Source organism: Pseudoxanthomonas suwonensis (assembly GCF_010093235.1).
Lineage (GTDB): Bacteria > Pseudomonadota > Gammaproteobacteria > Xanthomonadales > Xanthomonadaceae > Pseudoxanthomonas > Pseudoxanthomonas suwonensis.
In genome coordinates this window covers 1-12,183 of record NZ_PDWP01000010.1, presented here as the reverse complement: position 1 = coordinate 12,183, position 12,183 = coordinate 1, and the positions used below count along the sequence as shown (strand labels likewise).

Here is a 12,183-nt window from a genome sequence, read left to right as displayed (position 1 = left end):
ATGGACCCCTTGCAGAGCGCACGCCGCGACTTCCGCCAGCGCACCTGTGCCGTGGCCCGTGCCCCGCAGGATCCGGCAGCGCACCTGGCGCGGCTGCAGGCGGCGCTGCAGCTGGGCGATACCGAGCCGGTGCAGGGCGCGCTGGCCGACCTGTTCGTGGCCCTGCCACGGGCCGACACCGCCCTGCGCCAGGCCGCGCTGCACCTGGCCTCTGCCCGGCTGACGCCGTACGTGGCCGAGGCCTTCGCCCGCCACGCGCACGGCCATTCCCTGCCGGCGATCACCGCCCTGGCGACCCGCTGGAGCGTGTTCGCCCAGCCCTCGGGCGACGTACCGGCGCGCGTGCGCCGCGCCAGCCCCGACCATTCGCGCCGGCTGGCCACGCAGGTGGTGGAGGCGCTGCTGGACGGCGATCCGCTGCAGGCCGCCCGCATCGAGCACGAGTTCCTCGAGCACTGCGTGTCGTGCCAGGACAAGTACGCCTTCATGCTCGCCAGCCGCGACCTGCGCCGGCACGAGATCGCCGTGGGCGACCGCTGGGAACGGGTCGCCGACTGGCTGGAACAGTACGCCGCCATCGGCGACCGCGCGGAAGCGCCCTCACCTCGCAACGGATGCCCATGAGCCTGGACCTCGTCGACACCGCCTCCAACGACACCCCCGCCGACGCGGCCGCGAAGTGGCTGCTGCCCCCCCCGCGCGGCGCGCTGCACGGGTTCTCCTCGCCCGAGCCGGGCCCGGCGCAGCGCGCGGTGCAGGCGCTGCTGGCCGGCCCGCAGGCGATGGAGCTGGCGCGCTGGCGCCAGGAGCACGATGGCAGCGGGCGCATGCTGCAGCAGCTGCAGGAAAAGCAGTGGGTGCAGCTCCTGCGCCGCCAGGTGCCGGCGCCGGACGTGCGCCTGGGCGACTTCGCCCAGCACGTGATCGCCCCGCTGTCCGGCGAACGCCGCGCGGTGCTGGCGTCCGACAGCGGCTTCTGCCTGGGCCATTCCGGCCTGGACCAGGACCTGGCCGAGACCCTCAGCGCGGCGGCGGCGGACTATTCCTCGTTCGTCGCCCGCCAGGCCCGCCGCGGCTGGCCCGGCGCGCAGCGGGTCGCGTTCCACAACGACCCGGACATGCTGTTGCCGGAATGGTCCTTCGTCCCGCTGTGGATCGACGGCAGCGGCTACTGGCTGGTGCTGGCGGGCGAGCCGCTGCTCAACAACCTGGCGATGGTCGAGCTGGTGTGGAGCATCCGCCTGGCCGGCGCCCGCTTCGCCGCGCCGCTCTGAACCGCTGCTGCCCCGTCAGGGCAGCAGTTCGATCCCGATCGCCGCGGCGGCATCGCGCGCCATCGCGCGCGCCTGCCCGATGTCGGCGCCGCGCGCCAGGGTGACGCCAACCCGACGCTGCCCCTCCCCCTTCGGCTTGCCGAACAGGCGCAGCGCCGTGTCCGGCGCGGCGAGGGCCGCATCGATCCCGGAGAACACCGGCACGCCATGGCCGCTGGCCAGCAGCGCGCAGGAGGCGCTGGGGCCGTTCTGGCGGATCACCGGCACCGGCAGGCCGAGGATGGCGCGCGCATGCAGCGCGAACTCGCTCAGCTCCTGCGAGACCAGGGTGACCAGGCCGGTGTCGTGCGGGCGCGGCGACACTTCCGAGAACCACACTTCGTCGCCCTTGACGAACAGTTCCACGCCGAACACGCCCCAGCCGCCGAGGTCGTCGGTGATGGCGCGGGCGATTTCCCGCGCACGCTCCAGCGCGCGCGGCGACATCGGCTGCGGCTGCCAGCTCTCGCGGTAGTCGCCATCGCGCTGCAGGTGGCCGATCGGCTCGCAGAAGTCGGTGCCGCCGGCGTGGCGCACGGCCAGCAGGGTGATCTCGTAGTCGAAGTCGATGAAGCCCTCGACGATGCAGCGCCCGGCGCCGGCGCGGCCGCCGGTCTGGGCGTATTCCCATGCCGCCTCGACCTGAGAGGCATCACGCACCGTGCTCTGGCCCTTGCCCGAGGAGGACATCACCGGCTTGACCACGCACGGCAGGCCGACCGCGGCGATCGCCTCGCGGTACTCCTCCAGGGTGTCGACGAAACGGTAGGGCGAGGTCGGCAGGCCCAGGGTCTCGGCGGCGAGGCGGCGGATGCCCTCGCGGTCCATGGTCAGGCGCGCGGCGCGCGCGGTCGGGATCACCTTGAGCCCTTCGGCCTCCAGCTGCACCAGGGTCTCGGTGTGGATCGCCTCGATCTCCGGCACCACCAGGTCCGGCTTCTCCTGCGCGATCAGCTCGCGCAGGGCGAAGGTGTCGAGCATGTCCAGGACGTGGTTGCGGTGGGCGACCTGCATGGCCGGCGCATCGGCGTAGCGGTCGGCAGCGATCACCTCCGCGCCCAGCCGCTGCAGCTCGATCGCCACCTCCTTGCCCAGCTCGCCCGAGCCGAGCAGCAGGACGCGGGTGGCGTGGGGGGACAGCGGGGTTCCGATACGGACCATGGCGACGCGGCGGTGGTGAAAGGGCGGCCAGTGTAGCGGGCAGGCCCACCGGCGGCCGCCCCCCTTCCCGGGCGGCACTTGACGACTGATATCTTTCTGATATCAGATAGACCCGTCACCTGGAGAGCGACCATGAAAGAGCGTCCCATCAGTTCCCTGCCCGGCATCCCCGTCCTGCTGGTGGCCATCGTCCTTTCGCTGGCCACGTTCTGGATGTTCATCTCCGGCGTCGCCGGCCGTGGGGAACCCAGCGCGGCCCTGCTGATCGGCTCGGTCGCCGGCCTGGCCGTGGCACTGCTGCTGTTCACCGGCCTGTACTCGATCCAGCCCAACCAGGCGGCGGTGCTGAGCCTGTTCGGCAAGTACGTGGGCACGGTCCGGGAAGCCGGCCTGCGCTGGAACAACCCCTTCTATTCCAAGCGCAAGGTCAGCCAGCGCGTGCGCAACTTCGAGAGCGGCAAGCTCAAGGTCAACGACCTGGACGGCAGCCCGATCGAGATCGCCGCGGTGATCGTGTGGCAGGTGGTCGACGCCTCCGAAGCGGTGTTCAACGTCGACGACTACGAGAGCTTCGTCCACATCCAGTCCGAGGCGGCGCTGCGCGCGATGGCCTCCAGCTATCCCTACGACCAGCACGACGAGGGCCAGATCGCGCTGCGCTCGCATCCGCAGGAGATCTCCGAGCACCTGCAGGCGCAGATCGCCGAGCGCCTGGGCCGGGCCGGCGTGGAGGTGATCGAGGCGCGCATCAGCCACCTGGCCTACGCCCCGGAGATCGCCCAGGCCATGCTGCAGCGGCAGCAGGCCAACGCGGTGATCGCCGCCCGCACCCGGATCGTGGCCGGCGCGGTGGGCATGGTCGAGATGGCCCTGGCCGAGCTGCAGAAGAACGACGTCGTGCAACTGGACGAGGAACGCAAGGCGCAGATGGTCAGCAACCTGCTGGTCGTGCTGTGCGGCGACCGCGGCACCCAGCCGATCGTCAACGCCGGCTCGCTGTACTGAGGTGGGTGCAATGGATGCTGTCGCTGCCCTGGTCGTCGCCATCACCGGCCTGCCCGCGCTGGGCGTGGCCGCCTGGTACGCCCGCTACGAGGACGAGCACGCGCGTGGCCTGGCCCTGCGCTGGTCGTTGATCGCGCTGGCCATCCTGTGCGGCGCCGTCGGCCTGTACTTCGCCGGTGGCAGCCGCGGCGCGACCACGGCGGTGGCGGTGGCCATGGCGGTGGCGGTCAACGCGCTGGCGGTGTCCACCGTGCTGCACGTGCGCCGGGGGCGCGGCGGCTGATGGCCGAGCGCAAGGCCTACCCGCTGCGCATCAGTGCCGACGTGCTGGCGGCGGCGCAGCGCTGGGCCGACGACGAACTGCGCAGCCTCAACGCCCAGATCGAATACGTGCTGCGCGACGCGCTGCGCAAGGCCGGGCGCCTGCCCGGCCCCGACAAGGCTCCCCCGACGGAGGACGAGCAATGAGCACCACGCAGTGGAAATACCTGGTGGTCGAGGTGAAGACCACCATGCTGGGCAGCTTCAGGCTGGAACAGCTGCAGGAAGAACTGGACAAGCACGGCCGCCTGGGCTGGGAGCTGGTCAACATGGTGCATGCCACGCCCACGGTGTCCTCGCCCACCCTGCTGTTCAAGCGTCCTGCCTGAGCGGAGGAGAGCGCCATGCTGCACGTCATACGCCTGGTCGAACGCCGCAGCGGCCGCCACGGTCCCCGCGTGGTCCTGGCACTGGCCGTGCTGTCCGCGCTGGCGCAGGGCGCCGGCGCCCTGCTGCTGCGCCACTGAGCAAGCCCGCTCCCGGCAGGCCGCGCCCGCGGCCCTGCCTGCATGCAGCGCCCCGAGGACCTGACAAGGAACCAGGACATGGCCAACCACGCCCCTGCCACGCGCGTCTTCGACGTCGCCCCGCCTTCCGCGCGCACGATGTGGACCCTGCCCGCATTGTGGGTGGTGCTGGTCGCCGTGGTCTTCGCCCTGCGCCACGAAGTCCTGCTGCATGCGAACCCGGCCGTCCCCATGATGCCGGCGTGGCTGCCGGCGATGTCCGCCCTGACCCTGCCCCTGCTTGGCTCCTTCATCCTGCTGCACTACCGGCGCATCCAGCTGGCCGACGGCATGCTGTCCATCCGCGCCGCCGGGATGTTCGGGCACAGGGTCGCCGTGGCCGAGCTGGACCTGGAGCGTGCGCGCATCGTCGACCTGGACGAGCACACCGCTCTCAAGCCCGGCGCGCGCCTGTGGGGCATGGGCCTGCCCGGCTTCAGCGCCGGCCATTCCCGGCTGCGCAACCGCGCCCGCGCTTTCTGCCTGCTCACCCGCCGCGACAAGGTCCTGGCGCTGCCGCGCCGCGACGGACGCTACATCCTGCTGAGCCCGGAAAAGCCGCAGGAACTGCTGCAGGGGCTGCGCGAAGCGGCCGGCCAATCGCGCGGATGAACCGCTCCCGGCGCCGCGTACTGGCGGCCGGGTGCGCGCCGGCCTAGGCTTGCAGCCCATGCACCAGCCTCCCCAGCCCCTGCGTACCCGCCTGGTCAACACCGGGCACATCGAACTGTGGCCCGCCTGCCTGCTGCGCGCGCGCGGCAACACCGATGCGCGCGCCATCGCCCAGGCCCACACCGTACTGCGGCGCAAGCGCGACGGCCGCTACCTGGCCACGGTGCGCGGGGACGGCGTGCTGGCGCTGGTGCCACGACTTGCGCGCGAGCCGGGCATCGACGAGGCGCTGGACGCACTGGCCGCGGCCGACGCGCATCCCGGGCGCGGTCCGCTACCCGATCCGCAACCGCTGCCGCTGGAACGGCTGCAGCAGCGCCTGGCCGCGCTGGGCATCGATGCGGCTGCGTACGAGGCGCGCACCGGGCTGGAACCGCTGGCCGAACCGGAGTGGCTGGCCTTCGCCGGCCGCGACCGCTGGCAGCGCCCGCTGTGGCTGCTGCCGGGCGCGACCCGTGCCTGGCTGGCGATGCGCCGCGCCGCCAGCGCCGACGGCGTGGTGCTGGAATCCATCTCCGGCTACCGCAGCCACGACTACCAGCTGGGCATCTTCGAACGGAAGCTGGCACGCGGGCAGAGCGTGGCCCGGATCCTCACGGTCAACGCCGCGCCGGGCTACAGCGAGCACCACGACGGCAGCGCCCTGGACATCGGCACCCCGGGCGAGCCGCCGGCCGAGGAATCGTTCGAGGCCACCGCGGCGTTCGCCTGGCTGCAGGCCCACGCCGCTGGTTTTGGCTTCCGCATGAGCTATCCGCGCGACAACCCGCACGGCATCGTCTACGAGCCCTGGCACTGGCGCTTCCATCCAGCCACGTGAGCCAACGGCCAGCTTGAGCCTGATCAAGGCGACCGGAGCGGGCGCTGCCGATACTGGAGCCACCACCCGTCCACGCTGTCTCCGACATGGTCCAGGCTCCTGCATCCCGCTACCGCCCCTCGCTCATCGCCCTGCACTGGCTGACCCTGGTGCTGCTGGTCGCCGTGTACGCGACCATGGAGCTGCGCGGATTCTTCCCGAGGGGCAGCGCCCCGCGCGAGCTGATGAAGACCTCGCACTTCTTCCTCGGGCTGGCGGTGTTCTTCGTGACCTGGGTGCGCCTGGCGCTGCGCGCCACCAGCCCCACCCCGCCGATCATGCCGGAGCCGCCCATGTGGCAGGTGCTGCTGGCCAGGGGGGTCGCGCTGTCGCTGTACGCGCTGATGCTGTCCATGCCGGTGCTGGGCTACCTGATCCTCAACGCCAAGGGCCACGCGCCGGCGATCGGCGGCTGGTCGCTGCCGGTGCTGTTCGACCTGCGGCCGGAGCTGGGCGACCGGCTGGAGAGCTGGCACGAAGGCATCGCCTTGGCCGGCTACTGGCTGGTGGGCCTGCATGCGGCCGCGGCGATCTACCACCACCACGTCCGCCACGACGACACCCTGCTGCGGATGTCGCTGCGCGGCTGAGGCCTCAGTCCTGCGAGCGGTTGGTGCGCGGCGCGGTGACGTCGCCACCGGCCCCGTCGGCGATCCGCCACAGGTACAGGCTGGCGTAGGTGCGGTACGGGCCCCAGACCTGGCCGCGCTCGGCCAGCGCCTTCGGCGTCGGCGCCAGTTCAATGCCATCGACGATCTGCGCGCCCTTGCGCACGCCGAGGTCGTCCACCGGCAGCACGTCGGGGCGGCCGAGGCGGAACATCAGCATCATCTCCACCGTCCAGCGGCCGATGCCGCGGACCGGCACCAGGGCTTCGACGATCTGGTCCGGGTCCATGTACGACATGCGCCGCAGGTCCGGGATCTCGCCACGGGCCTCGCGGGCCGCCAGGTCGCGCAGGGCCAGGGTCTTGTTGCCGGAGACGCCGCAGGCACGCAGGGTGGCGTCGTCGACGCGGCCCAGGGTGTCGTGGTGCAGGCGCTTGCTGCCGATCGCCGCTTCCACCCGGCCGACGATGGTCGAGGCGGCCTTGCCGGACAGCTGCTGGTAGAGGATCGCCCGGGCCAGCGCATCGACCGGATCGAAGCTGCGGCGCCAACCGGCCTCCGGCGGCAGCGGCCCGATCCGGCGCATCCATGCCCCGAGCCTGCGGTCGCGCCGGACCAGGTGGTCCCACGCCGCCTGTACGTCGAACCCGCGGGCATGGCGTGGCATCGCTCAGTGCCTCCGCACCGCCGACACCGCCCAGCCCAGCCAGGCCAGGATCATCAGCGTGCCGCCCACGGGCGCCAGCCGGGTCGGCCAGCCGGCCAGCGCACCGGCGACGAGGCTGCCGGAGAACAGCAGCGTGCCCAGCAGCAGGACCAGCAATGCCGACCTGGCCAGCCGGCGCGCCGCGCGCGGCCACAGCGCGGCCAGGGCGATGCCGTGCCCGAATGCATGGAGGCAGGCGGTCTGCAGGTTGGCACGGGCGTGGGCATCGTCCACGCCATGGGCCGCGTAGGCCGACAGGCCGATCGACAGGGCCGCCAGCACCGCTCCGGCGGCGGCCGGCCAGGCGGCGGCAGGAACACCCGGGCTCGCACTCATGCGGTTTCCTCCATGCGCCGCAGCCTAAACGAAAAGCGCCGCTTTCGCGGCGCTTTCCGGGTTGCCAGGCCGGCCAGATGGCCGGCCGGCGGTCTTACTTGATGTGCCAGTACACGTCGTACTCGCCCTCGGGGGTGAAGGCCTTGTCGACCCCACCTTCCCAGACCTCGTACGGACGGTCGGTGACCTCGTAGCCGTTGGTCGTCGCCCAGGCGCGGACCGAGTTGCGGACCGCGTCCAGCTCGGCCATGAAGCCGGTGAACGAACCGAACGCCGAGCGGCCGGGCTTGGTGCGCACGTACTGCACCGGCGCGCCATCCGGGATCTTGACCTGCAGCGGCTCGCCCTGGGCCGGGACCGGCTTGGCGAACGCGGCGGCCTGGGCAGCCTTGGCGGCGGCCTCGTCGGCCTCCTCGCCCTCGGTCTCGGCGGCCGGAGCGGCAGCAGGGGCCGAACCCTTGCGGCGGATCGGCAGGGCCACGTCGAACGCGTACTTCTCCTGGCCGAAGTCGGTGGTGATGATGCGCACCGGACCGGCGGCCTCCAGGTTGTTGGCATCGAGCGTGCGCTTGATCCACTCCTGGTTGTTCTTGATCGACTGCTTGATCGCCTCGTTGCTGCGGTCGACGTTGCCGGCGTTCACCACCAGCAGGTCCTCGGCCGGGACCTCGACGACCGACAGGTCGCGCAGCGGGACGTTGTCGGCGCGGTAGTCGAAGTTCGGCACGCTGGCCAGCATGTTCGACATGCGCGCCAGGCCCATCTTCATGTCGTCGCCGACGTGGCGGCTGACGTACAGGCCGGCGTAGCGGCCGACCAGGTTCCAGCCGTACTCGACGTCGTAGGTCTGGGTGATCTTGACGTTGCGGTTGTTCTTGCCGGTCGGCTCCAGCAGGAACTGCACGGTCTTGTCGTGGCCGGCGGTGACGTCCTCGACCTTGATCACGACCTTCTCGTTCGGGATGCTCTCGACGATCTCCCAGCTGCCGCTACCGATGCGGTCGTCCTGCGAGGTGTAGTCGAGGCGGGCGCCCACGCCGGCCACGGCGCCGGAGGTGCGCAGCTCGATCTTCGGGTCACGCAGGACCAGCGTGTTCCAGTCCCTGAAGCGGCGCAGATTGTTCACCGTGTCGTACACGATGGTCATCTTGCGGTTGGTTTCCACGCTCTCGGAGATATGGCGATGGTCGGGAAGCACGACACCGACCAGCAAGGCCAGGCCGGCCACGATCCCCAAGGCGATCAGGAACTCGATAAGACGGGTCATTCAGGAGTCTCCGGGGCCGATTCCACGGCGTATTTGCGATGCGAGCCGCGAATCGTAACAGGGTTCTTGGCGTACGCGCAGCCGAATACAGGAACGGGCCCGCGATTGAACGGAATTCTTACATGCCGCCCAGACGCGGACGCTGGTGGCACAAGGCTTCCAGTCTCCCCCACGTGCCGGGGAAAACCTGCCCCAAGCGCGGCTTCCAGCTCCATACGCAGGCGTGGGGAATGTCGCCACCCGCATCGGGCCGCCCCTGCGGGCGGCGGCCGGCGGGACAGCCCGCCCGATCCACCGCGCGCGGATTTCAGACCAGCTGCAGCTCGAAGGCCTTGAGCACGGCCCGCGTGCGGTCGCGCACGCCCAGCTTGCTCAAGATGTTGGACACGTGGTTCTTGATCGTGCCCTCGGCCACGCCCAGGGAATTGGCGATCTCCTTGTTGGAGAAGCCGGAGGCCATCAGCCGCAGGATCTCGGTCTCGCGGTCGGTCAGCGGATCCGGGCGGTCCAGGCTGACGAAGTCGTTGCGCATGTGTTCCAGGCCCGACAGCAGGCGCTGGGTCACCGCCGGCTGCACCAGCGAGCCGCCGCTGGCCACGGCCTGGATCGCCCCCACCAGCTGCTCCAGCGACACGTCCTTGAGCAGGTAGCCGCGGGCGCCTGCCTTCAGCCCGGCCAGCACCAGCTGGTCGTCGTCGAAGGTGGTCAGGATGATGGTCGGCGGCAGCTGGCCGGCCTGGGACAGGGTCTGCAGCGCCTCCAGCCCGGACATCACCGGCATGCGCATGTCCATCAGGACCACGTCCGGGGCGACCTGCGGGATCATCTCCACGGCCTGGCGGCCATCGCCGGCCTCGGCCACCACCTCGATGCTCCCGTCCAGGGCCAGCAGGGACTTGATGCCCTGGCGCACCAGGGTCTGGTCGTCGACCAGGCAGACTCGGATCATGGCAACGCTCCTTCGATGGCCGGCCGTGCCGGGGCTGATGCAGGGATGGACAGGCGCAGGATGAAGCCGGCGCCCTTCCGGGTCTGGATGTCGAGCGTCCCGCCGCACTGCTGCACGCGCTCGTGCATGCCGCGCAGGCCGTTGCCGGGGACCACGCCCTCGGCGCCCTCGCCATTGTCGCGTGCTTCCAGGCGGATCGCCCCGTCCTCGCGCCACACCCGGATCGACAGGCGGCTGGCGCCGGCGGCGTGCCGCACCGCATTGGTGATGATCTCCTGGGTGCAGCGCAGGACCACGTGGGCGCGCTCCGGGTCGTCGATCGCCAGCGGCGACTGGATGTCCAGGTCCACGTCCAGCGAGGGCACGTGGTCGGCCAGGGGACGCAATGCCGCCGACAGGTCGATGCCGCCGCTGGCGTCGCGCAGCTGGCTGACCGCCTCGCGGACGTCGGTCAGCAGCAGGCGGGCCAGGGTATTGGCCTGGCGCACATGCTCCTGGGCCCTGCCCTCGGTCATGTGGCTGGCCACCTCCAGGTTCAGGCTCAGCGCGGTCAGGTGGTGCCCCAGCAGGTCGTGCAGCTCGCGGGAAATGCGGGTGCGCTCGTTGACCCGGGCGCTCTCGGCCAGCAGGGCCCGGGTGGCGCGCAGTTCGGCGTTCAGCCGCCGCTGCTCTTCCCGGGCCTGTGCCTGCTGCCGGGCCACCAGGCTGGTCACGTAGATGAACATGGAGAAGCCGCCGTACAGCAGCGACTGCATCAGGGCCTCGAACAGCGGCATCCGGAAGACGCCGTAATAGATCGGAAGCACCGCCAGCTGGCTCAGCAGCAGGAGCAGGACCCCGGAGCCGGCCGGCAGCAGCCAGGGGATCACCCCCGCGGCCACCATCAGCAGGATGCTGCCCAGGCCCGAGCCGTTGAAATAGCTGACAGCCAGCGCGAACAGGGTCAGCACCAGCAGCAGGCCGCGGTCGTGCCAGGCCGGCCGCGCGCCGCCCAGGCCGCGGGTCAGCCACCAGTAGCAGGCGCCGAAGCCGAGGTAGCAGGCGAACAGGAGGGCCGTGGGCGTGGCGCCCCCGCCCAGTTCCTCGCTGCCGTAGGCCGGCACGTACTGCGAATACACCAGCGGCACGCCCACCATGCCCCAGGTGAACAGGCCGGCATAGCGCAGCAGGCGGGTGTGGCTGATGGGTCCGAACATGGCCGCATCTTACGGGTCAAGCCATGCCCGCCGCTGCGCCGGAAGTCATGGCCTCGCCGGGCCCGGCGGCCCCATGCGATAATCCGGGCGCACTGCCGGCCCTGCCGGCCCGCCCACTGCAAGGTTCCATTCCTGATGTCCATCGTCATCCGCGACGTGCGCGAACACGAGCTGGACTCGATCCTGGCCCTGAACAACAACGCCGGATCGGCCATCCTGCCGCTGGACGCGGCCCGGGTGCGCAGCTTCTACGACACCGCCGAATACTTCCGCGTGGCGGAGCGCGACGGCAACCTGGCCGGTTTCCTGGTCGGCTTCGGCAGCGACAGCCAGCACGACAGCTGCAACTTCGCCTGGTTCAAGGAGCGCTACCCGCACTTCTTCTATATCGACCGCATCGTGGTGGCCAGCCGCCGCCGCGGCGGCGGCGTGGGCCGGGCGTTCTACGCCGACGTGCAGAGCTACGCCGAGCTGCGCTACCCCCTGCTGTGCTGCGAGGTGTTCCTGGACCACGGCGCCGACCCGGCCCTGCTGTTCCACGGCAGCTTCGGCTTCCACGAGGCCGGCCAGAACGTGATGCCGGACGTGGACGTGCGCGCCAGCATGATGATCAAGGAGCTGTGCAGCTACGACTGGGTCCGCGAGACCTACGGCGAGAACCTGCCGGACCTGCCCTGGGTGGGGCGTCCACGCCGTCCCGCCGGCGCCAACCGTGCGACGGGGACCTGAGGTGGCGGTGAGCGCAACGAATTACGAGCAGGCCGGCGAACTGAAGATCGGCCAGGTGGGCATCGCCAACCTGCGCATCCGCACCCTGGACGTGGAACGCCTGGTCGGCGAGATGCGCGAGCGCGTCGAGCGTGCGCCCAAGCTCTTCGGCCGTGCCGCGGTGATCGTCGACTTCGGCGGCCTGGTCCAGACCCCGGACGTGGACACCGCGCGCGCCCTGATCGAGGGCCTGCGCCAGGCCGGCGTGCTGCCGGGGGCCCTGGCCTACGGCACCCGCGAGAACGACGCCCTGGCCGAGGCCCTGGGCCTGCCGGTGCTGGCCAAGTTCCGTGCCCAGTACGAGCCGTCCGCGCCCGCGGCGGCACCGCCCCCGCCCCCTGTATCTTTTAACCATCTGATGCTGCCGACGAACTACTATGTGTAAGACTCTGGGGGGGGCCGATAACGGAAAGAAAAAACAAATTAAGATGCTGAACTATAGTAGAGTGCAAGAGAGACTGACTTATATAAACCGACTGAAGAACGCATGGCAATGATAAATCTAGTAAAGACGCG

17 protein-coding genes and 1 pseudogene are annotated in these 12,183 nt (G+C 70.8%); 12 read left to right on the top strand and 6 right to left on the bottom strand.

What is annotated here, in order from left to right; translation table 11 throughout:
• On the top strand, positions 1 to 624 hold the full coding sequence (locus tag CSC68_RS06130; protein ID WP_162202649.1) for a hypothetical protein: 624 nt from the start codon (positions 1 to 3) through the stop codon (positions 622 to 624).
• Positions 621 to 1,274, top strand: a complete 654-nt coding sequence (locus CSC68_RS06125) for a hypothetical protein (RefSeq protein ID WP_162202648.1) — start codon at positions 621 to 623, stop codon at positions 1,272 to 1,274. Before CSC68_RS06130 ends, CSC68_RS06125 begins: the two co-directional genes overlap by 4 nt.
• Positions 1,275 to 1,289: 15 nt before the next feature.
• On the opposite strand, the gene purT is transcribed toward CSC68_RS06125, so the two are convergent.
• Positions 1,290 to 2,474 (bottom strand): formate-dependent phosphoribosylglycinamide formyltransferase, encoded by a 1,185-nt coding sequence (gene purT / locus CSC68_RS06120; protein ID WP_162202647.1) that lies wholly within the window; start codon positions 2,472 to 2,474, stop codon positions 1,290 to 1,292.
• 132 nt (positions 2,475 to 2,606) lie between these two features.
• Between purT and CSC68_RS06115 the strand changes: the two genes are divergently transcribed.
• The 8 genes from CSC68_RS06115 (at position 2,607) to CSC68_RS06085 (ending at position 6,427) form a co-directional block, all read left to right on the top strand.
• The gene (locus CSC68_RS06115) at positions 2,607 to 3,479 is read left to right on the top strand and encodes an SPFH domain-containing protein (RefSeq protein WP_162202646.1); all 873 of its coding nucleotides are present in this window, start codon (positions 2,607 to 2,609) and stop codon (positions 3,477 to 3,479) included.
• A gap of 10 nt (positions 3,480 to 3,489) precedes the next feature.
• On the top strand, positions 3,490 to 3,762 hold the full coding sequence (locus tag CSC68_RS06110) for a hypothetical protein (protein ID WP_162202645.1): 273 nt from the start codon (positions 3,490 to 3,492) through the stop codon (positions 3,760 to 3,762).
• On the top strand, positions 3,762 to 3,947 hold the full coding sequence (locus CSC68_RS06105) for a type II toxin-antitoxin system antitoxin (RefSeq protein ID WP_162202644.1): 186 nt from the start codon (positions 3,762 to 3,764) through the stop codon (positions 3,945 to 3,947). The genes CSC68_RS06110 and CSC68_RS06105 overlap by 1 nt, the downstream gene beginning before the upstream one ends.
• Entirely contained in the window at positions 3,944 to 4,129 is a 186-nt protein-coding gene (locus tag CSC68_RS06100; RefSeq protein ID WP_162202643.1) for a DUF4177 domain-containing protein, read from the top strand. The genes CSC68_RS06105 and CSC68_RS06100 overlap by 4 nt, the downstream gene beginning before the upstream one ends.
• Before the next feature lie 15 nt (positions 4,130 to 4,144).
• The gene (locus tag CSC68_RS16025) at positions 4,145 to 4,267 is read left to right on the top strand and encodes a hypothetical protein (protein WP_281353816.1); all 123 of its coding nucleotides are present in this window, start codon (positions 4,145 to 4,147) and stop codon (positions 4,265 to 4,267) included.
• Positions 4,268 to 4,345: 78 nt separating this feature from the next.
• Positions 4,346 to 4,918, top strand: coding sequence for a PH domain-containing protein (locus CSC68_RS06095; protein ID WP_162202642.1), 573 nt, complete (start codon positions 4,346 to 4,348; stop codon positions 4,916 to 4,918).
• 58 nt (positions 4,919 to 4,976) lie between these two features.
• Entirely contained in the window at positions 4,977 to 5,798 is an 822-nt protein-coding gene (locus CSC68_RS06090) for a M15 family metallopeptidase (protein WP_162202641.1), read from the top strand.
• Between the two features lie 86 nt (positions 5,799 to 5,884).
• Positions 5,885 to 6,427: a cytochrome b gene (locus CSC68_RS06085; RefSeq protein ID WP_162202640.1), complete on the top strand. Its 543-nt coding sequence runs from the start codon at positions 5,885 to 5,887 to the stop codon at positions 6,425 to 6,427.
• Between the two features lie 4 nt (positions 6,428 to 6,431).
• Here the strand turns inward: CSC68_RS06085 and CSC68_RS06080 are convergent, their stop codons facing one another.
• The 5 genes from CSC68_RS06080 to CSC68_RS06060 form a co-directional block, all read right to left on the bottom strand.
• On the bottom strand, positions 6,432 to 7,112 hold the full coding sequence (locus CSC68_RS06080; RefSeq protein WP_162202639.1) for a DNA-3-methyladenine glycosylase family protein: 681 nt from the start codon (positions 7,110 to 7,112) through the stop codon (positions 6,432 to 6,434).
• A 3-nt stretch (positions 7,113 to 7,115) separates the two neighbouring features.
• Positions 7,116 to 7,487, bottom strand: a complete 372-nt coding sequence (locus CSC68_RS06075) for a DUF423 domain-containing protein (protein WP_162202638.1) — start codon at positions 7,485 to 7,487, stop codon at positions 7,116 to 7,118.
• 94 nt (positions 7,488 to 7,581) lie between these two features.
• The gene (locus CSC68_RS06070) at positions 7,582 to 8,754 is read right to left on the bottom strand and encodes a polyketide cyclase (protein ID WP_162202637.1); all 1,173 of its coding nucleotides are present in this window, start codon (positions 8,752 to 8,754) and stop codon (positions 7,582 to 7,584) included.
• Between the two features lie 307 nt (positions 8,755 to 9,061).
• Positions 9,062 to 9,703 (bottom strand): response regulator, encoded by a 642-nt coding sequence (locus tag CSC68_RS06065; protein ID WP_162202636.1) that lies wholly within the window; start codon positions 9,701 to 9,703, stop codon positions 9,062 to 9,064.
• Positions 9,700 to 10,899, bottom strand: a complete 1,200-nt coding sequence (locus CSC68_RS06060; RefSeq protein WP_162202635.1) for a sensor histidine kinase — start codon at positions 10,897 to 10,899, stop codon at positions 9,700 to 9,702. Before CSC68_RS06060 ends, CSC68_RS06065 begins: the two co-directional genes overlap by 4 nt.
• Positions 10,900 to 11,034: 135 nt before the next feature.
• Between CSC68_RS06060 and CSC68_RS06055 the strand changes: the two genes are divergently transcribed.
• Both CSC68_RS06055 and minC read left to right on the top strand, forming a co-directional pair.
• Entirely contained in the window at positions 11,035 to 11,628 is a 594-nt protein-coding gene (locus tag CSC68_RS06055) for a GNAT family N-acetyltransferase (protein ID WP_162202634.1), read from the top strand.
• Between the two features lie 19 nt (positions 11,629 to 11,647).
• Positions 11,648 to 12,007, top strand: a pseudogene (gene minC / locus CSC68_RS06050) (septum site-determining protein MinC); the annotation flags it as partial.
• Between the last annotated feature and the right edge of the window lie 176 nt (positions 12,008 to 12,183).